The following is a 20,461-nucleotide window of genomic DNA, read 5'->3' as shown; positions in this document are numbered from 1 at the left end:
GTCTGTGGTTGCCCCTGATTAATTTGATTAAATACTTGAATAAAGCGCATTAAACTCATCATTTGGCAACAAACCTAATGGGTCAAAAGCCAGATGTTTTTTAATGCCAAGAACAAAATACATATCAATATAACCTTTACTTTTTGCCTCTATCTTCCCTCGATGTTCACAGTCAAAAAAATCTTTTACTAACTCAAAAGTTGATTGAGAAATATTAATAGAACCAGGAGTACTAGATGACTCTATTCTGGAGGCAGTATTAACAGCATCCCCCCATACATCATAAGTAAACTTATTCTTGCCAATGACACCAGCAAGTAAAGAACCAGAGTGAATACCCAGTCGAATTTCCCAATATGGATGATTGTTTAAAATCTTTTCTTGTCTTCGCCAACCCATAAATGCTTGAATTTGTAAGGCAGCGAGGACAGCATCAATTGCGTGAGTTTTATTAGGAATAGGAATTCCTGCAACACACATATAACTATCACCAATTGTTTTCAACTTCTCCAGTTTGTGTGCTTCGATTACCATATCAAAGTAAGAGAAGCAATAATCTAGTTCATTAACTAATTCTTCTGGCGTTAGCTGTTCAGCTAATTTAGTAAAATCCTTGAAATCTGTAAAGAGAATCGTGGCAGACTTGTAGGAAGTTGGTTTAACTTTACCCGTTTGCTTCAGCTCATTAGCAATCTCTAGTGGCAGTGTATTACATAGTAGTTCGTCAGACTTGCGTCGTTCTGCATCAAGTTCGGAGTACAGCCGATTCATCTCCTCTAGCAGCAAGTCCATTTCCTTAAAATGCTTGGCGTTTTGGATAGCAGTAGATACTTGCAAAGCTAGTAAAAAGCCAATGCGTAAATCTTCATAAGTGTAGGTTTGTGGAGGCGTTGTCGCGAAATTAATTGAACCAATAACTTGTCGTTCCCATTCTAGAGGAATAATGATTTGTGAAGCGTAGGCAGATAGAAAAGTATTTTTATAATCTTTGGGATTGAGTTGGGGCTGTCCAGTTTTTAATGCCCGACTAATCGGATTGTTATCTGAGAAAATACAAGAGTTGCACTCCACTGCTGGACCAAATAAAGTGACGATACGACAAGAACCATCGTCGCTTTTGAGACAGACACTACAATGTTTGAAGTCCAGCAACCATTTGGCTTGCTTGCCTACTATCCGCAAAATTTCATCCAAATTTAGGGAACGGTTAATTGCATTGGCAATTTCATTCACTGCTGTAATGCGTACTGAAAGTGCTTGAACTTCAGTGAGTAGGCGTTGCGTTGTCTGTAGAAGTTGTTCCCGATCCTGAGCTTCAAGCCTCCCGCCACTAATCGAAAAAGGATAAAAACTCATAAGTTGTCAATGTCTAGGGCAATCGCATCTGTGTATTGATTAAGTGCTGTAAACAAGTTCGCCGTGGCAATAAGCTCGAAGATTTCTTCTTGATCTAGCCCCAAGTCTTGCAGGTGTTGATAAGATGCACAGGTCAATTTATGAGGTTTGGTAGCAGCAACTAAGCCAAAGCTAATGACAGCTTTTTCTCGCTCCGGTAGCGGGCAGTTAGCAAAATCAGAGACAAGCGTCTGGAGGACTTCTTCACTAATTCCTAATGCCGATAACCCATGTAGGTGAACTTGGAGCGCATACTCGCTACCATTAGCTTGGGAAATGGCAACGCCGATCATTTCCTTGATAGTCCGGGGTACACTTCCCTGCAAGATTGTAGCCTGGAACTTTTTCCAGCTAGCTTCCAAAAAGTTTGGGCTAATTGCCATTGATTTAAACAGGTTGGGTACGATGCCAAATCCTAGTTCAGCTAGAATTTCCTCATAGACTGCCTTTACCTTTGGATCAGTTACTTTGTCATATTCCTGGATAGGAAAGTGGGTCATTGTTGCCTCTTTTCTTAATGTCTGGGGATATAGAATTGTGGTTCAAGAGTTTGACGCTAGAATGATTCCTGATTTTGGCTATATCAGGATTTACATCTAGCTCACCTTTTTTAAGGAAGGTTGCGGGGAGTGACGACAGCTTAAATTGGCAAAAATTATGTTAAAGGTGCGTAAGTTCTATTTATTCTCCTTGCTTAGAAGTAACGTCGGTTCTAAACCTATGAAGTTTCAGTAGAATGCCTATAATGTCTCAGTAAAACCCTAGGTAAGACACTCCCTGATTAGAGTAGCGAATTTGACTGAGCGGTGCTACTCCTCAACAAATAACAACTCTGGCTGAGTGTTGTCCAGAGTATTAGGTAGTAAATCTATAAAGTTCGACATAGTGAAGACCGTTATGATTCTGCATACAGAGTACCAAGAACGTCGTGAGCAGTTGATGGCGAAGATTGGCAGTGGTACGGCGATTTTCAAGAGTGCGCCAGTTGCTGTGATGCACAACGATGTTGAGTACGCTTTTCGGCAAGACAGTGATTTTTTCTACCTGACAGGTTTTAATGAGCCGGAAGCGGTTGCTGTACTAGCGCCACATCATGAAGAACATCGCTTTATTTTGTTTGTTCAACCCAAAGAACGGGAGAAAGAAGTTTGGACAGGCTACCGTACTGGTGTTGAAGCGGCTAAGGAGAAATTTGGTGCAGATGAGGCGTATCCAATTGCGGAACTCGATGAGAAGTTGCCCCAGTATTTAGAAAAGGCAGATCGGATTTATTATCACTTGGGGCGCGATCGCAAATTCAACGACACCATCCTCGATCACTGGCAACGCTTGATGAGAACCTATTCCAAGCGTGGCACAGGACCATTCGCGATCGAATCAACCAATCCAATTCTCCACGCGATGCGCCAAGTCAAAAGTGCTGCGGAATTGGAGATGATGCGTAAAGCGGTTGCGATTTCTGTTGAAGCGCACAACCACGCACGGGACTTTGCACAACCAGGACGCTATGAGTACGAAGTTCAGGCGGAGATAGAACATATCTTTCGCCTACGGGGGGCGCTGGGACCTGCTTATCCCTCGATTGTGGCATCAGGTGCTAATAGCTGCGTGCTGCACTACATCGAGAATGATCGACAGATGCAGGATAACGACCTATTGCTCATTGATGCAGGGTGTGCTTATGGATACTACAACGCCGATATTACTCGTACCTTCCCGGTCGGTAATAAATTTACCCCAGAACAAAAGATACTGTATGAGCTTGTCTTGAGAGCACAGCAAGATGCGATCGCACAAATTCAGCCAGGAAACCCCTATAACCAGTTTCATGACACTGCTGTACGAGTGTTAGTCGAAGGGTTGATGGATTTAGGACTCCTTGCCGGGGACATTGAGGAAATCATCAAAGAAGAGAAGTACAAACCCTTCTATATGCATCGCACAGGGCATTGGCTAGGGTTAGATGTCCATGATGCAGGTGCTTACAAACACGGTGAAAACTGGCAGATTTTGCAGCCCGGTCATGTCGTAACGGTAGAACCAGGACTTTATATTGGAATGGATACCGAACCCGTTGAAGGACAACCCGCCATTGACGAGTGTTGGCGTGGAATTGGGATTCGGATTGAGGACGATGTTTTAGTAACTGCCGAAGGGCATGAGGTGATGACAGAGGCTGTTCCTAAATCGGTAGAGGATATGGAACGTTAATAGCGATCAAACCTTGCTGGCAACGCCTTTGTACATATAGCCACTAACTTTTGGGCTTTTTGGCGCATAAAATTGCTCAATAGTTACGTTCTTGAACTGGGCTTCTATCAGTTCCTTAATGTTGCGGTTGAGATTACAGCCATCTGCGATCGCTTTATTGATCGGGTTCAGGCGATTTTGCCATACCTGAACCTTTGGGTCATCACTCAGCCCATGCTCAATAAAAAAGAACCGTCCTCCTGGCTTGAGAACCCGATAGATTTCCTTGAGTGCTTGCTCAACATTAGCAATGCTGCACAACGTCCAAGTGCTGACAACGCAATCGAATGTGTTGTCAGCCATCGGCAGGTTCTCGCCATTGAGAACTCGGTTATCGACTCGGATATTGGAGGATTCGATCCGTTTTTGAGCTAAGGCATTCATCCCAGGATTGGCATCAACTGTAACAAGCTGTTGAAGATGCTCAGGATAGTATGAGAGATTTATCCCTGTGCCAAAACCGATTTCTAGCACCTCTCCCTGCACATCTGACAAAACTTCACGACGGTATAAAGCTAAGCTGGGGTCGGACATACCCCAATCCAGCAGACGCGGTGCAATTACCTGGGAGTAGAAACCCATACTGAATCACCTTTAAACACAAAACATTTAACTACAGTGATAGTTTGACGTACCGTATCTCAACGGTACTTCATCCATTTGGCTCATCTAGGGTGAATCACGCACAGGATATCTTAGTCAACTACTCGGCACTTATAGCAAAAGGCTCTTATGCAGAGGGCAGAAGCTTGAGTACTAGTAAGTGGTTGTTTAGACCGTTAAATCCGTCCTAACATTTATGGCGACAGCTACATATAGCAGTTTCCTGGAGAGATGAGGTACAGCAGAAGATGTGTGAAACAAGAGATACAGAAGAAAACAAAAAAGCTGATAGCTGATAGCTGATAGCTGATAGCTGACGGCTTTCTGCCATACATCATTGCAACAACACCTTTTCAGACAACATCACCTACCTGGGGAAGCACTTACGCAGTGTTACTTGACCGACTAAACCAGTTGTGCTAGGAGAAGCGAAATGAACAACTTCTATGACGATAAAGCATGGCCCTACAGTATGTAGCTTCCCGTCTGGAAACGAGACTAACTCGCCTTGGGTAGGAAGTCGGGATAATTCGACCAACTTTCCATTTAAGTCTTCCAATTCCGCTGAGTAATCCTTATGAGAGCGTCGTGGAGCATTCTCGAACATCAATTGAACTTTAACGAGTTCCATCGGTAGCGTCCCTTTTCCAATTTTGTTTGCCCTATTTAATTTGCCATTGATGGTGCCTTCTTTTATCTGTAAAACTCACAGGACTTAACAAAGAAGGTTTATTAACCAGTTGCCCCAGCAACCGTTAAGATTGCATTGATCAGCATTAGGGCGGGTTTGGGGCGATGCACACGTTAAATTCTTCTTCCTCTGAACAAGCAGAGCAATTTCGGCACCTTCAAAACCAGTTGCGCGATCGCTGGCATAATGTTGACCTGTTTGACATGGATGACCACGATATTTTGGTGGTGCCGTCCGTTAGTGTTGACCAGCGAGAACTGAATAAGATTCAGGGCTTTTTACACTATGAAGAACGACTTTTGTTCTCGTTGATTCGTCTGCGTAACCCCCGTACTCGCTTGATCTACGTTACGGCGCAACCAATGTCGCCGATTGTGATTGAGTACTATTTGCAGTTGTTGCCTGGGATTCCCTTTTCTCACGCACGCGATCGCTTGCTGCTGCTTTCGACCTATGATGGTTCCCTCAAACCCCTTACCCAAAAGATTTTGGAGCGTCCCCGCTTAATTGAGCGGATTCGTCAAGCCCTGCGCCCTCAGAAATCCTACATGGTTTGTTATAACTCAACTTTTTTAGAGCAAGAGTTATCTGTGCGACTAGATTTACCACTGCTTGCTCCAGACCCTGCTTTACTGTATTGGGGCACCAAAAGCGGCAGTCGGGAAATTTTCGCAGAATCAGGTTTGCCTTATCCAGATGGCAGTGAGAGTGTCACGAAATCTGATGATTTAGCCGAGGTAGCTGCCGACTTGTGGGAACGCCAACCCGACTTAAAGCGGATGGTAGTCAAACTCAACGAAGGCTTTTCAGGAGAGGGTAATGCGATTTTGGACTTAAGACCAATAGCAGAAATGTCTCCGGGGAAAGTCTCCCATGCACAACGAGTGGCAGCACTTCATAAACGGATGGAGCATTTAAGCTTCCAAGCGAAGACAGAGACTTGGGCAAATTTTTCTAGTCGTGTGCCAGAGTTAGGCGCACTGGTAGAGGCATTTATTGAAGGAGAAGAAAAGCGATCGCCTAGTGTTCAAGGTTACATCACTCCCAATGGCGAAGTAGAAATTCTGTCTACCCACGATCAAATCTTAGGTGGCCCAGACGGTCAGATTTATCTGGGTTGCCGATTCCCTGCTGATGAAGCGTATCGGCTACGCCTACAAGAACTGGGGAGACGAGTTGGTCAGGCATTAGCTCAAAAAGGGGCAATGGAACGCTACGGTGTCGATTTTGTTGCAGTACATCAACCCTATAGCAAGGGGGCAACCTGGGATTTGCAAGCCATTGAAATCAACTTACGCAAAGGCGGCACAACACATCCCTTCATGACCCTCAAATATTTAACCAATGGTCGGTATGATTCTTCGACAGGACTTTTTTACAGTCATCAAGGTCGAGAGAAGTACTACATTGCCTCTGACAACCTGCAAAAAGAACGCTACCAAGGATTAATGCCCAACGATCTGATGGATATCATTGCTCACCACCGTCTACACTTTGATAGCAGCACCAGAACTGGCAGTGTGTTTCACCTAATGGGTTCCCTTTCGGAGTTTGGCAAACTGGGATTGACCAGCATTGGTGACTCTATGCAACAGGCAGAGGACTTATACAATCAGGTGGTGAACGTGCTGGATGAAGAAAGTAAATCAAGTACAAGTTCTCTTGTGTCTCCCTCCTATCCCAGTCCCCCCATTGCTTGGACTGGAAGCTAAGCGGTTAAGCCTCTAAACGCTGTAAGTGAGTTATAGCAGTTTTCAGTTATCGCTCTTCTGTCAGTCTAGGTGCTCGCAAAGGCTGTAATCCTGATAGGACGTGAGTTTTCCCAATTGGTCTACATTTTTGAGTTTCTGATAGAAACTCACCCCTCAAATCGTTATGTGGAAAAGCTCTCAAGCTTTTACTTTGAGCGTGATTTTCCGAGACTGACAGAAGAGCGATAATATGAGGTACAGCTAAAGGCTGTGAAACGAGCGTGAGTAGTCAAGAAAACAAAAAAGCTGATGGCTAATAGCTGAGTGCTAACTGCCATGACTAGTTTTTTAGGGCAAAAAAGAAAGGTTAAGGGTTAAAGACAATTCATTTACAACTAGCTAATGGTACTTAAACAAAAGTTCCCCAACCAAATAAATCTGAAGAAAAAGTAGCTTCTGCTGGGCAAGTTTGAAAGGTTAGAACCAGGTGATTTCTCATCATTTTAATCGAAATTAATTTTTAATAAGGAGAAATCATCATCCAAGACTTTTTTGATGGTCAACGTCTGAATGTGATATAACACCGTTTCCAGATTGTTTGTGTTGCTTTTTTTATAGTTAATCAGAACATCAATAAAGGCATTGAGTCCCCAAATACTACCATCAGATTGATGAATTTCGTAGACTCCATCACTAAAGAGGTAAAGCGTAGTGCCTGGTTGAATTTCACAAGAACCATCATCGAAATCAGCATCGCTGAGCATACCTATGGGTATGCTTAATGAGCCTAGCTGCTTTACAGGGGTAGCGGTTGAAGTTTCAGATAGCAACATCGCGGGTGGATGTCCTGCACAAGCGTAAATAAGTTGCCGCTTCACTCGGTTATAGACACCATACCAAATGGTGAAATAGTCATCCCCCTTTTCGTTCATTGGGAAGGCATGATTGAGGGCGGCTAAGACAGCACTAGGTTGATGAAAATTAGTGTTGGGGAGGGATTGCGATCGCAAAACATTTAGCACGGAAACCGACAGCAATGCCGATCGAACTCCATGTCCTGCAACATCTAATAGGTAAACTGCCAAATGGTCAGCATCAAGCCAGTAATAGTCAAAGGCATCACCCCCTAACTGAAGCGAGGGAACAAACTGTGCCTCAGTCGTTACGGTTCCGGTTAGAGGACGGGGTAAAAGCGATCGCACATATTCAGCCGCTTGATTCAATTCAGCCTGCAAAATCTCATTCTGCTGCTGTAATTCCTCCTCAGCCTGTTTGCGCTTGATGAACTGACCGATTTGTCCACCAATCGCCGCCATCATCTTCAGCAAATCTGCGTCAGGCTGCTGTATCTCACGACTGAAGAAGGTCATGACACCCAACATCTCATCTCCACTGAGGATAGGGAAACCAATCGCAGCGTGCAGTCCAACTTTTACCGCTATTGAGCTTCTCACAAAGTTCGCATCTTCAGCAAGATTAGCAATCCAAGCCGGTGACGTATTCTCCCAAACCTGCCCTGGTAATCCAACCCCAGGCGCAAAAGTAATCTGTGAAGTCGCCGCTTCAAACTCCGAAACATCAACCCACTGACGATGCCAGCTTTCAACACGACGTAAGACATTCTCGCTTGCGTCTACACTCCAGAATTCGCCGAGATCCCATCCTAAGCTTTCGCACATAGCTTGCAGGAGTTTTGGAGTGGCTTCGCTTAGCGTGGCAGATTCTGCCAAAACCCGTGTGGCAGCGTGTTCTGCACTTAGATGCTGTTCTCTGCGTTTGCGCTCAGTAATATCGTTAAGGGTGCCAGAAATTCCAATAACAGTGTTGTCATCACCTAATATCTGGCAGGCATAAACTTCCATGTATGCCACGCCACCGTTTTTAGTCAAGTAGCGAATCTGGTAGCGGCAGTCTTCTTTTTGGCGTTCAATGAGGGATTGAAAGTATTGATTATGGAGTTGGCGATCATTTGGATGAATCAATTCCAAAAATCTCTTGCCGAGGCTTTCGTATAGGGATAATCCAGTAATTTCTGTCCAGGCAGGATTAAGAAACGTCAATTGCCTTGCTGTATCCGTCTGGAAAATGACTTCTTTGAGGTTGTCCACAACCGAGCGATACTGTTCCTCGCTCTCTTGAAGAGCTTTCTCTGCTTGCTTACGCCTAGTGATGTCAATGCCAGTGCCGATGACGTACTCAACTGAACCCTGATTGTCAAGGAGAGCGGTATTAGACCAAGCGATTAGTCGGCGACTCCCATCCTTTGTTACCCAGTAGTTTTCAAACTCGTTCGGGAACTGACCCGCTTGGAGTTTGGCAAAGGTTGTTTTAACCGACTCCACTTCTTCAGGAATGAGGAACAGGTTCCAAAAATGCCTATCTCTTACCTCATCAAATGAGTAACCTGTTGTTTGCTCACAGGCTGTGTTGAAGCGGACGATTCGCCCCTGCGGATCGAGAACCACGACTAAAGCGCTGGAGGTATCAATGACAGCAGAAATAAAATTGCGCTCTTTTTTTAGGGCAGCTTCCACTCGCTGGCGCTCAGTGATTTCACGATAGACGAGGGAATAAATTCCACAGAGAATTACAAACGTCAGGGTGATTGCGATCGCCAGTGTAAGAATCGTGTAGCGAGCGCTTGTTTCCGCTGCTGTTAATTGCTGTTTCAACAACGCATTCTCTTCATTTTCCATCACCCGGATACGAGAGCGAATCTCATCCATGAGCTTCCTTCCCGTACCTGCCTCGATCACCTGCAAGGCTAACTCAGATTTCCCATTTTTCCGTAAGTTGATTGTCTCCTTGAGGAGTGCCAGCCTGTTCTCAATTAGCATTCCAAGGGATTGAATCTGCTTGCGGCGATTGGGGTTATCCGTCTCTAATTGCTGAAGATATTGAATTTCTCGATCAAAGTTTGTAGTTGCCGCACGATAGGGTTCTAAATAAAGCTCTTGTCCCGTGAGAATGTAACCACGCTGTCCAGTCTCAGCCGTCGTCACCAGAGAGAGTAATTCTTTGAGATGGTTCAGCCTCTGTTGAGTCTGTTGAACACGACTATTGACCTCAATCAGTCTAGTTGCACTCTGATACGAGACAACGCCAATTATGAGGAGAATTGCTGACGCTAAACCAAATCCTCCTGCAATCCCCTTAAAAAACTGCCGACGTGACTTCTGCGCCTGTTTGCGCTCGGTATCTTGAAGGGTCAGATTGGCTAAATTACGCCGGAGTTCAATCTGCTTGAGTACTTGACGAGCTAGTATTCGCAAAGCGTCCAACTGTTCCGGACTAAGATTTCGCGGTACATGGTCAATTACACATAGCGTTCCCAGCGCTTGCTTCTCTGGTGTAATCAGAGGGACACCAGCGTAAAACTGCACATTAGGATCAGAGGTGACTAGGGGATTTGTTGCGAACCTCTCGTCTTTTGTCGCATCAGGAACAATAAAAACGTCGGGCTGCACAATAGCATGGGCACAGAACGCATGTTCGCGAGGTGTTTCTGATATCTCCAAACCCACCTTTGACTTAAACCATTGCCGCTGGGCATCAATTAAGGTAATCAAAGAAATTGGGGTACCACAAATGTAGGCAGCTAGGCGTGTGAGGTCGTCAAAGGCTTGTTCAACTGGGGTATCAAGGATTTTGTACTCTAAAAGCTCTTCAAGCCTCTGCGCTTCGTTATCTGGCAAGGGTGCTGTCATTGATACTGAAGTAGTCATTGTAGGCGCACAAGACGGCTTATTCTAACTCGATCTTGACAAGAATCTTAGTAAAGCAGAACAGGACTAATACGGATAATTTTGCGCGAACGGCTACTCGTAAGCCGTCAACCGTAACTAAGTTAACCTGAGTTCGGGATAAGAAAAGGAGGGGATGTGTAAGCTGAAAGTTGTTAAAACCATAATTCAGCAAGCCTCTCCCATGCATAGTCTAGAAGAACTTTTCTGCAAGATCGATGATTTCTGCCAACACTTTGAACCCCAGTGGCAAACTTCTTTACTAGGGCAGGGGGTTAAGCAACGAGTTCGCTCTCGCGCCTTGAGTCTGAGTGAAATCATGACCATCTTAGTCGCGTTCCACCAACAGCAATACCGCAACTTCAAGGCTTACTACCTCCAGCACGTCAGTGTGTACTGGAAAGATGCCTTCCCCTCATTGGTGAGCTACAACCGATTTGTGGAATGGATGCCCTCAGCTCTATTGCCGTTGTGCATTTACCTCAAGCACTGTTTTGGGCAGTGTACTGGCATCAGCTTCATCGATGCTACTAGCCTCAAAGTTTGTCACAATCGTCGCATCCCACGACCGAAGAGTGTTTTCTAATCTGGCAGCAAGAGGCAAAACCTCAGTTGATTGGTTCTTTGGCTTTAAGCTGCATCTGGTGGTCAATGAGTCTGGAGAACTGCTCAATTTCACCCTCACCCCTGGCAATATTGATGACCGTAAGCCCGTGCTGGAGCTGCTTAAAGACCTCTTTGGTAAAGTCTTTGCCGACCGAGGCTATGTCTCTCATGCCCTGGCTCAAACGCTTTTTCAAGCCTACGGCATTGAGTTCTTTGCCAAGCCTAAACGCAATCATGTTGCAACCGCTTGATGCGCTTAAGCGACAAGTTACTCTCCCGCAAACGGTCGATTATCGAAACGATCATTGACCAACTCAAGAATATTTCTCAGATTGAACATTCCAGGCATCGCAGCCCAGTCAACTTTATGGTGAATATTCTCTGCGGATTGATTGCTTATTGTCATCAGCCCAAGAAGCCTTCACTCAATCTGGATTTCACTTTGCCTCAAGCGGCTTAACCCGAACTCAGGTTAAGTTACCTGGATTTTGCAATCCCCGATTAGGAAATTTCTGTATCGACTGACGATCTAGAAGTACTTTATCTTGCCAATTCAATTTGCGATCGCCTAACAACCAACAACCAACAACTAAATCCCCTAATATAGCCGTCTTACTATTTGAGAGCCTTGAAGTGTCGGTGTAGCGGCAGCGCCATCTAAAACACGAGTGTCTCGGCGGGTTGAGGCATCTGTGGTGTCATCCACGCCTGGAGATGTGAGTTGTAGGTGTCGAGGGAAGACGAGGCAAAACGTAGACCCTTGACCCAGATTACTCTCTACCGTGATGCTTCCCTGCATGAGCTGAACCAATGATTTTGTAATGGCTAGCCCCAAACCTGTACCAGAATACTTCCTTGTCGTCGTCTGATCGAGTTGCCGGAACTCCTCAAAAATATTTTTCAAGTTATCCTGAGCAATCCCAATCCCTGTATCTCTGACACTGATTGCTAACTGATCTGGGGAGATTTCCTTCACTTCCACTTCAACACTGCCGCTTTCGGTAAACTTAATTGCATTGGAGAGGAGGTTGACCAAAATCTGCCGCAAGCGAACACTGTCATTAATCACATTGGCGTTCTCTAAATCAGCGTGAACGGTCAGTGCTAAGTGCTTCTCGTCAGCGAGTGAGCGAAGCTCATCAGTGATCGCTCTGACCAACGTTATCAGGTTGAACGCTTCTAGTTTCAGTTCTAGACGCCCAGTCTCAATTTTGGAGAGGTCGAGAATTTCATTAATTAGTGTTAGTAGGTGCTTGCCGTTGTTGAGAATGCGCTCCATCATATCGTTCTGTTGAGGCGTGAGCGGACTTTGGCGCTGGCGCAATAGCAATTGAGAAAAACCGATAACCGCATTCATCGGTGTCCGCAATTCATGAGACATCGTGGCAAGAAACTGGGATTTCAAGCGCGCGGCTTCCAATAGTTGCAGGTTCCGCAAATGAAGCTGCTCTCGTTGGTTTTCCAATTCCTGATTTTGTGCGGCAAGTTGCTCATTCTGGTCTTCTAAACGAGCCTCTTGCTCTTCTAACGCTTTAATCATCCGGGCATTATCAATTGCGATCGCAGCCTGCTCACCGACAGCTAACAAGAGTTTCCGATCTTCCTCATCAAACGCAGTCTGATCTTCCCAATTCCCAACCGCTAATATTCCCAAACGTCCCGATTCCACAGACTCGATCGCAACAGCGTAAATGGCTGCCGGAACCTCCTCTAAATCCTGGGAGTTACAACGGTTCCCTTGAATTAATTGCGATTCACCTGTCGAAAATACCCGCGAGAGCAATCCCTTTTCAGGACAGAAGGCGTCTTCCAGCTTTAGCTTTTCTGTCCCAACCCCAGCGGTTACCGTCAAAAGTAAGCGATCGCATTGAGGGTTGTTGAGCATAATAAAGCAAAACTGGGCACCAGGAATTGCTTGCGCTACCGCTCCCACCATCTCCCGTAACAAACCCGGTAAGTCGGTCAGACGCTGGTTAAGTAGATTGGTTAACTGCTGTAGGATTCGTAGTTGTTGCTGCTGCTCTCCTAGAATCAAAATCGCCTGACGTAGGTTCTCACTTGCCTCCTGTGCCGCGCTTCGAGCCGCTTCGCTAGTATGATAAAGCTGACCATTTTCAATTGATAATACAGCTCGACGGGCAAGTTCCTCCGCCAAGGCCAAGTCAGCTACACCATAGCGCCGTCCCTCTTGGGTAGACACGAAGGAAATTGCCCCCAAAGTCCGCCCTCGCACCAAAAGCGGCACGATTATATAGGATTTGAAGCCCAAATCGCGCACAATTTGCAGGTGTTCGGCATCGCGGGTCGCCGACAGCAGATCTTCTTCAGTAATCTCTGGATTCAGGTCAGCGATACCAGTTCGCAACACCTTCATTGCTGGATGTTGTCCATTAATGTCCGGTGGGTAACGGTACTGTAGTTGTCGTACCTGTGATTCTTGTGTGGGATCAGCATGGGCAACACCCATCCGACGAACTACACCATTCTCTACAATATCGACAAGGCAAAGATCAGCTAAGAATGGCACAGCTAGTTGGGCGATGCTTTCTAGAGTCTTTTCATAATCGAGGGACGCTGAGAGCATCGCACTCGCTTCTGCCAGAAATCGTTGAGACTCTTCTGCTCGCTTGCGATCGGTGATGTCGCTTACAATGCCAGATACCCGAAAAGGTCGTCCCTGCTCGTCCCGCCAAGCTTTACCGCGAGCGATGCAGTAGCGATATTCCCCAGAAGTATGCAAGAGGCGAAATTCTACCTCCAGTTCAACCTCATCTTGTAAGTGAGCGGCAACAGCATGGCTAACTCTCATGCGATCTTCCGGATGCAGCAGCTTACAAAAGAGGTCATAGTTGGCTGTCACCTCACCTGGTGAGAAGCCAGTAATTTCATAAAGGCGGTCGTTACAATAAATTTCGTGAGTATAGACATCCCAGTCCCAAATTCCATCATTAGAGCCTTCAAGCACCAAGCGGTAGCGTTCTTCACTTTCACGTAACCGCTGTGTTGCCAACGCCGCCTCCCGTTCCGCCCGATAGATACGAACAGCATTGCGGACACTACGGGAGAGTGTATCTGGAGACAGTTTACTTTTGGGAAGATAATCCGATGCTCCCGCTTTCATGAGTTCGACAGCGGTTTGCTCGTCTCCTTGACCTGTCAAAACAACCAAAGGAACTTTACTTCCGGTACTCCGGACTTCTTGAACTAAAGCAAGTCCGTCACCATCAGGCAAGCGATAGTCGAGCAAAACACAGTCAAAATTTTCTTGATTAAGGGTGGCGATCGCATGTTTACAATCAATGGCTGTTGCCATTTCTACAGAAATACCCGCCGTCTTGAGCGCTCGACGGACTGCCATGCGATCTACTTCATCATCTTCCACCACAAGAATTTTTATAATCTCTTCCATAGTTAGCGGTTAGCTAGGGAGCGTCTCGCTCTTAGCTGTTGGCTCCTTATAAGTATTGTGTAAAACTCCCTCTACTTCTGCCTCTACACATTGATGGGTTAATTTTCCGCTGTAGGAGTGAAGATTCAATATTCTCAGTCGCTAAGCTGATGCGCTTTTAAATTTCAAATTCAATCTCGTCACTTTTTGTTCACTGTTGACTATTAATGGTCAAGGGAAGGGCAAAGAAACGACGACCTAAACCAAGCAACTTAAATGCTCCTTAGTTTCTACGCAACCGCCAATTAGGGTAGTTCACTCAGTGCCCAATACTTGTTGAGCGTTCCTATTGCTTCCACAAATTTTGTAAACGTTACAGGCTTGATGATATATCCAGCGACGTTAAGATCGTAAGCTTCCACCTTATCTTTGTCCTCATTCGAGGTTGTCAAGACAATCACTGGCAGCGCTCTCAGTTCCGGGTCAGCCCGTAACTCCCGCAGGAACTCAATTCCACCCATTCTTGGCATATTGAGGTCAAGCAAAAGGAGTCGGCGCTGTCCAAGGAGGAGTTTTGGCATTTCGTTGCCTCGCAGCATCGCTAACGCCTCGATACCATTGGTTGCTACATAAAGTGGATTAGTGATGTTGTTTTTTTTAAACGCCCGTTTGACAGTCATGACATCAACTTCGTCATCGTCAATAAGGAGTAGACTCGTTTGTTTGTCATCCATGATTTCATCCCTTATCCCATTGAATGCTTCGGCCAGCTAAATCGGAATGTTGCTCCCTGTCCTAGCTGGGATTCCAGGGAAATGGTGCCTCCTTTATCTTCAATAATTTTCTTAACAATTGCTAAACCCACCCCAGTATTTTCTACCTTGTCACGGGCTTCTAGGGTTTGAAACATGACAAAAACTTTTTTGTGGAACTCAGGGGCAATTCCAATTCCATTATCAGCAACAGCAAACTCGTAAAAGTCGGCTTGCTCAGTGACAGAAATAACAATCTGCCCATCGGGTCGGTGATGGTGTTTAATCCCATTACTGATTAAATTGGCAAACACCTGTTCTAGGGGTAAGCGTTCGGTAATCAGTGTTGGCATTCCTTGCATCACCTTAATGGTAAATTCCGGTGGTGGGGCTAAAGAATCGATGACATCGTAGAGTAACGCCTCGACATCCACAGGTTCTAATTCAGCGTGGAGGCGTCCGACACGGGAATATTGTAATAGACCGTTAATTAAGGCTTCCATCCGATGGACACGCGATCGCATCAAATTCATTTGGTGCCTAGTGTCTTCGGTTAAGTGCTCTTCTAAGTCTTCTTCAAGCCACTGGGAGAGATTGGCGATCGCTCTTAAAGGAGCTTTGAGGTCGTGAGACACTATATAGGCAAATTGGTCAAGTTCGGCGTTGCGCTTTTCTAGACTTGTGGTTGTCTGTGCCAAAACGGACGTCATTCGCGCCAGGTCTTCAGCACGCGATCGCAAAACCTCTTCTGCTTTCTTACTCTCCGTGATGTCTTGAGTCATCGTCATCCCGGAAACCACTTCTCCCTGTTCATTAGTCACAGGCAGCACATGGACACAATAAAAGCGATCGGCAAAGGGTATTTCCATAACAGTCACTTTGCCTTTTAGAGCCTCGTGATAAATTGGCTCAAGTAGTTGAGCCGTTTGGGGTGGCAATGTCTCCCAAATTGTTTTACCCGTAAGCGTCTTACTATCAAGAGCAACCGTCGATAATCCTGTTCCTTCCGCAATGTTGTATCGCAGATTTTGATCAAACAAAAATACAGCGCCATTGGGAAAGTTCTCAACCAAGGTGCGATACAGCTTTTCACTACGCTGCAACGCTGCCTCTGCAAGCTTTCGTTCAGTAATATCCTGGTTGATTTCTAGGCAAGCTACTGGCTGTCCTTTCTCATTGCGCTGTAATGTCCAGCTACTGGCAATAGTAAGACAGGTGCCATCACGTCGAGAATTTACTAGTTCCCCGTGCCAGTACCCGTTTTGGAACAATGTCTCTTTTATTTCCTCTAGTGGTTGAGAAAACTCTGTTTTTAGCAGCCTATGAACGGATTCCCCCAGTGCTTCGGCTGCTGTCCAGCCGTACATCCGTTGAGCACCTTGATTCCAATAGGTAATCATGTCATTGAGGTCGCGCACCATAATCGTGTCATTTGCCAAATCCAACAGCTGGGCTTGTTTGAGCAGGGTTTCAGAAGCCTGCTTGCGTTCAGTGATGTCACGCACGATCACAATGAACAGAAGCTCATTTTCTAGCTGCATCTCGCTAAAGGCAAATTCCATTGGGAAGGTTTTTCCGTCTTTGTGTCGCCCTACTGTCTCCTGCTGAAGTCGTAGTTTGTTTTGATTGTTCCCTACCAGAGAACCCATCACTTTGCCGCTATCATCTGTAAAGGATTCTGCAATCAGTCGTTGTAGGTGTTTACCAGCAATTTCATCCGATTCATAACCAAAGATTTCTACAGCAGCAGCATTACCCGTCTGAATGTAACCACGCTCGTTCAGGATGAGAATTCCATCGACAACATTGTCGAAAACGCTCTGTAAATAGATATTCCCTTCTCGCAAGCTGCTTGCGCGTTCTGCCAAATCCTGGTCTAACTGATTGAAGAGGTAAAAAGCTGCACCTGCTCCGAGTAACCCAGTTGCCAAAGCGCTCCACTGAACAGTTTTTGTTAGTTCCCGCCACCACAGGACTTGCGAAGCGCGAGTATCTTGCCAACGTTCTTCTTGCTGGGCAAACTTGGTAATTTCCTGCCGCAGGTGATCCATGTTCAGTTTGCTCTTGAGTAGCTGCTCAGTCAGTAGGGGAGAGCCTTCTGTTGTTGCTCCTTGTCGGTCACTGATCTTGAGAACCTCCTCTAAAAGCCTCATTTGTTGCTGCGCTAGTGTTGGAATTGCTTGAAACTGTTGACGCTGTGCTGGATTGGCTTGCACTCTAGCACCAAGTGCATTAAGTGACTCAGGTAGGAGATTTCTTGCCTCTGTATAAGGTTCTAGAAATTCCCGACGCCTGGTAATCACGTAACCTCGAACACTGGTTTCAGCATTGAGTAAATCTCTGAGCAAACGATGAGTATCTAAGAGAGTTTGCCGACTCTGTTCCCTTCGCTCTATCGCTGCTGATGTTTGAGAAGACAGCGCGGAAATTACGAAAACTGTAGCAAACAAACATAGAACGGGAATCGAGAGAATTAAGCCACCTCGCCAGCGGACTGACAGGTCAGGTTGGAGCCTACGCTGAGTTCGCGAGATTTTGGAGGTACCCATTATTCATACTCCTTGCACAAGTCGATCAACAAGCTTCTCCAATTAAATTAACGCGCTGTTAGATCGACGAACAAAGTTGGGAGGTAGGAAGTTAATCTGGCTTCAAGACTCGCTTAACGGCTTAGGCCAAGTGAAGTAAAAAGTTGTCCCTTGACCTTCTTGAGATTCCAATCGGATCGCAGCGCCTTGTCCTTCTACAATTCTTTTTGCGATCGCTAAACCAACACCTGTATTCTCTACTTCGTCTCTCGCTTGCAACGTTTGAAAGATCGCAAATACTCGCTCATGGAACTCAGGCGCAATTCCTTCACCATTATCCGTAACTGCAAATTCATAAGTGTCTGACTGCTCCTGAACACTGATTTTCACTTGGCCATCAGCTTTGGGGTGATGCTTGATTGCATTGTCGATGAGTTGGCTAAATACTTGCTCAAGAAGCGATCGCATTGTAACTAGGGTTGGCATTCCTGGCGCAACTTCAATGATGAATTCAGGCGGTGGTGTTAGTGTCTCAATCACTTGTTTCAACAACGCTTCTACATCCACCCTTTCTGGCGTACCTGTAATTCGTCCCGCACGAGAATACTGCCGCATACCATCAATGAGAGCTTCTAACCGATGAACCCGCCCTCGCAACAATTGCATTTGGTATTGGTTGTCTTCATTGAGTTGGTCAAAAATATCTTCTTCAATCCACTCCGATAGATTAGCGATCGCTCGTAGCGGTGCCTTCAAATCATGAGAGGCTATATAGGCAAACTGGTCAAGTTCCTGAGTTCGCTTTTCCAAGGCAACCGTTGCCTGAGTCAGTTGGGTTCTTGCCTTGTCCAGAGACTCATGAGTTCGTTGGCTCTCAATTGAGCTTGCCAAAACATTAGCAACAGCTTGGAGAAATTCAACATCGCCTTGACTAAACACTCGGCGTCTACTTGTATAGGCACCCAAAACGCCAAAGGAACCCTTAGGGGTAGTTGGTAATCTACCCTCGTCGTTCTCTTGGTTTTGCCCCACTGGGATAATGACGCTAATGCCACTAACAATGTCGTGTTCATGAAGTAAGGGCGAACCTTGAAAACGGGTTTCACGATGGAGATTTTCTACAACCACCGCTTGACCAGAGTGCAAGGTGTAACCCGCTACAGTATTGGGACTGGCTTCGATTATTGCTTGCCCAACTAACCCTGGTGACCAACCAATTCCGGAACGCATTCGCAGGTTGTTGTTATTGGGAAGCCATTCCAGAACGTTACAATACTCCACCGCTAGCGCTTGGGAAACTAAAGCAACACTCTCGTTGAGTAGTGCGGAAACTTCAGTTGCTAAAAGGGCTGATTGAGTCAGTTGAGTAATCGCAGATTGCTGACACAGACGAGTATGAAGCTCTGTTTCTGCCCGCTTGGCAAAGGTGATATCAACCATCAACCCCCGATGCTTGTAAACTTGACCCTGTTCATCTCGAATCACACAAGCGCGATCGCGTAGCCAGACTACCCGATTATCTGCGGCGATGCACCGATACTCCAACTCACAGTCTTGACTCTGGAGCATTTGTCTGCGGTACAGGGCGACAGTCCATTGCCGATCTTCCGGATGAACCAGATTAGTCCAAAAATCAGGTTGAGTGAGCCACTGATCAACTGGATAGCCCAAAAGTCTCTCAGCACTTTGACTGACAAAGGTAAACTGCCCGGTTGTTGCCTCAGCTTCCCAAATAATTGCCTGAGACAGTTCACTGGGAAGTGTCGGCTGGTGGTGCTGTACTAACTCGACTGGGCGCTGTTTAGCTTGCTCCCTTACCCTTAATTTGGTAGGTTGCCGTTTACCGAGTGACAGTTGACTGGTTAGTTCAACCTGAAGTTGTGAGGGTGTCTGATGGGTATGAGCTTCTGCACTTTGTTGTAAAGGGATAACTGTGTAGGGTTTTAATTCTCTTTTAAGCGTGAAGGTGCCAATCCATTCCAAAAGCTGACCACTTCCTCCAAACACTGGTATTTTTCGTGCAATAAACCAGCGGTAAGCACCATCTTTGCCACGAATGCGGCATTCAATTTCGGTGTTCTGTAGTTTCTTTGGCTCCAGATTACTACTGGCAGTGGTGTACGCCAAGGAAGCGATCGCCTGATCTGGCGTAGCATTCGATTTGGCAGTGAAGCCACTGCTAAAGTAGGAAGCTGGTAAGGGTTCGCCCAAAAAGCCATCAATTTGTTCTTCTCCAGTCTCTTCGGGTTTACGGTTTCCCCTACTTTCTGGGTTAAGGTTGAGCGATCTGGGTGCTTTTACAGCTTGCACTTGTGAAGCGGATGCTACGGAGCTAAGGCGAAAATCCCCATAACTATCCCTCAAGGAATCGCGATCTTCCGGGTGTATCGCTTTAAAAAATTTCCAGCCCAGTGACTCTCCTACGGTTAACCCAGTATACTCATACCATTGCTGGTTAAAATTAGTAATTGCACCGTTGACTTGTGCAAACCAAGCCATCTGAGAAAGGGTTGCCAGAAGACAATGACTTCTCGCTTCACTTAGCTCTAAGCGTTGCTCAAGACTATGAAAGTCTTGTGAAGCTTTACCGTTATCGCCAGAGGTAGATAAGTTTTGATTAAAGGGTTTATCCATTATGAGTTCTTTTTAAAAGTCTTAGCTCCGCATCAACAGATAAAGGTGCTAGAAAAAAGGCTTTAGATTAAGCTAGCTGTAAAGAAAGATGCCAAAGAAACGGTATCATTCAGAATCTATCCGAAGTGCAGAAATCCCTACCCCTACCGATGGGTGGACATCACTCGGTGTTTGACCCAA

11 protein-coding genes and 1 pseudogene are annotated in these 20,461 nt (G+C 45.9%); 3 read left to right on the top strand and 9 right to left on the bottom strand.

Annotated elements, in window-relative coordinates; genetic code table 11:
• Window positions 1-27 precede the first annotated feature (27 nt).
• Window positions 28-1,356 (bottom strand): adenylate/guanylate cyclase domain-containing protein, encoded by a 1,329-nt coding sequence (locus H6F98_RS16900; protein WP_192219858.1) that lies wholly within the window; start codon window positions 1,354-1,356, stop codon window positions 28-30.
• On the bottom strand, window positions 1,353-1,895 hold the full coding sequence (locus H6F98_RS16895) for a carboxymuconolactone decarboxylase family protein (RefSeq protein WP_192219857.1): 543 nt from the start codon (window positions 1,893-1,895) through the stop codon (window positions 1,353-1,355). Before H6F98_RS16895 ends, H6F98_RS16900 begins: the two co-directional genes overlap by 4 nt.
• 397 nt (window positions 1,896-2,292) lie before the next feature.
• On the opposite strand from H6F98_RS16895, the gene H6F98_RS16890 reads away from it, so the two are divergent.
• Entirely contained in the window at window positions 2,293-3,606 is a 1,314-nt protein-coding gene (locus H6F98_RS16890; RefSeq protein ID WP_192219856.1) for an aminopeptidase P N-terminal domain-containing protein, read from the top strand.
• Between the two features lie 6 nt (window positions 3,607-3,612).
• Here H6F98_RS16890 and H6F98_RS16885 read toward each other — a convergent pair whose 3' ends face one another.
• Both H6F98_RS16885 and H6F98_RS16880 read right to left on the bottom strand, forming a co-directional pair.
• Window positions 3,613-4,227 (bottom strand): class I SAM-dependent methyltransferase, encoded by a 615-nt coding sequence (locus H6F98_RS16885; protein WP_192219855.1) that lies wholly within the window; start codon window positions 4,225-4,227, stop codon window positions 3,613-3,615.
• Between the two features lie 388 nt (window positions 4,228-4,615).
• Window positions 4,616-4,879 (bottom strand): hypothetical protein, encoded by a 264-nt coding sequence (locus H6F98_RS16880; protein ID WP_192219854.1) that lies wholly within the window; start codon window positions 4,877-4,879, stop codon window positions 4,616-4,618.
• A 164-nt stretch (window positions 4,880-5,043) separates the two neighbouring features.
• Between H6F98_RS16880 and H6F98_RS16875 the strand changes: the two genes are divergently transcribed.
• On the top strand, window positions 5,044-6,651 hold the full coding sequence (locus tag H6F98_RS16875; protein WP_192219853.1) for a peptide ligase PGM1-related protein: 1,608 nt from the start codon (window positions 5,044-5,046) through the stop codon (window positions 6,649-6,651).
• Between the two features lie 482 nt (window positions 6,652-7,133).
• On the opposite strand, the gene H6F98_RS33560 is transcribed toward H6F98_RS16875, so the two are convergent.
• Complete coding sequence (locus tag H6F98_RS33560; protein ID WP_242058569.1) at window positions 7,134-10,355, bottom strand: PAS domain S-box protein; 3,222 nt, start codon at window positions 10,353-10,355, stop codon at window positions 7,134-7,136.
• A gap of 202 nt (window positions 10,356-10,557) precedes the next feature.
• On the opposite strand from H6F98_RS33560, the pseudogene H6F98_RS16865 reads away from it, so the two are divergent.
• Window positions 10,558-11,439: pseudogene (locus H6F98_RS16865) on the top strand (IS982 family transposase).
• A gap of 138 nt (window positions 11,440-11,577) precedes the next feature.
• On the opposite strand, the gene H6F98_RS16860 reads toward H6F98_RS16865, so the two are convergent.
• The 4 genes from H6F98_RS16860 to H6F98_RS16845 form a co-directional block, all read right to left on the bottom strand.
• Window positions 11,578-14,388 carry an ATP-binding protein gene (locus H6F98_RS16860; RefSeq protein WP_192219852.1) on the bottom strand — a complete coding sequence of 937 codons (2,811 nt, stop codon included), beginning with the start codon at window positions 14,386-14,388 and terminating at the stop codon, window positions 11,578-11,580.
• Window positions 14,389-14,672: 284 nt separating this feature from the next.
• Window positions 14,673-15,101, bottom strand: a complete 429-nt coding sequence (locus H6F98_RS16855; protein WP_192219851.1) for a response regulator — start codon at window positions 15,099-15,101, stop codon at window positions 14,673-14,675.
• Window positions 15,102-15,112: 11 nt separating this feature from the next.
• A complete protein-coding gene (locus tag H6F98_RS16850) occupies window positions 15,113-17,668 on the bottom strand; it encodes a PAS domain S-box protein (protein ID WP_192219850.1) in 2,556 nt (851 codons plus the stop codon).
• A gap of 102 nt (window positions 17,669-17,770) precedes the next feature.
• Window positions 17,771-20,281: a PAS domain-containing protein gene (locus H6F98_RS16845; protein ID WP_192219849.1), complete on the bottom strand. Its 2,511-nt coding sequence runs from the start codon at window positions 20,279-20,281 to the stop codon at window positions 17,771-17,773.
• Window positions 20,282-20,461 lie beyond the last annotated feature (180 nt).

The sequence above is a fragment of the Microcoleus sp. FACHB-SPT15 genome (genome assembly GCF_014849525.1).
Lineage (GTDB): Bacteria > Cyanobacteriota > Cyanobacteriia > Cyanobacteriales > Coleofasciculaceae > Symplocastrum > Symplocastrum torsivum.
This window is presented reverse-complemented; position numbering and strand designations above follow the sequence as displayed.

Excerpts from the sequence above, each read along its gene's own strand:
- H6F98_RS16900 (WP_192219858.1), bottom strand. The coding sequence starts at position 1,356 with ATGAGTTTTTATCCTTTTTCGATTAGTGGCGGGAGGCTTGAAGCTCAG.
- H6F98_RS16895 (WP_192219857.1), bottom strand. The coding sequence starts at position 1,895 with ATGACCCACTTTCCTATCCAGGAATATGACAAAGTAACTGATCCAAAG.
- H6F98_RS16890 (WP_192219856.1), top strand. The coding sequence starts at position 2,293 with ATGATTCTGCATACAGAGTACCAAGAACGTCGTGAGCAGTTGATGGCG.
- H6F98_RS16885 (WP_192219855.1), bottom strand. The coding sequence starts at position 4,227 with ATGGGTTTCTACTCCCAGGTAATTGCACCGCGTCTGCTGGATTGGGGT.
- H6F98_RS16880 (WP_192219854.1), bottom strand. The coding sequence starts at position 4,879 with ATGGAACTCGTTAAAGTTCAATTGATGTTCGAGAATGCTCCACGACGC.
- H6F98_RS16875 (WP_192219853.1), top strand. The coding sequence starts at position 5,044 with ATGCACACGTTAAATTCTTCTTCCTCTGAACAAGCAGAGCAATTTCGG.
- H6F98_RS33560 (WP_242058569.1), bottom strand. The coding sequence starts at position 10,355 with ATGACTACTTCAGTATCAATGACAGCACCCTTGCCAGATAACGAAGCG.
- H6F98_RS16860 (WP_192219852.1), bottom strand. The coding sequence starts at position 14,388 with ATGGAAGAGATTATAAAAATTCTTGTGGTGGAAGATGATGAAGTAGAT.
- H6F98_RS16855 (WP_192219851.1), bottom strand. The coding sequence starts at position 15,101 with ATGGATGACAAACAAACGAGTCTACTCCTTATTGACGATGACGAAGTT.
- H6F98_RS16850 (WP_192219850.1), bottom strand. The coding sequence starts at position 17,668 with ATGGGTACCTCCAAAATCTCGCGAACTCAGCGTAGGCTCCAACCTGAC.
- H6F98_RS16845 (WP_192219849.1), bottom strand. The coding sequence starts at position 20,281 with ATGGATAAACCCTTTAATCAAAACTTATCTACCTCTGGCGATAACGGT.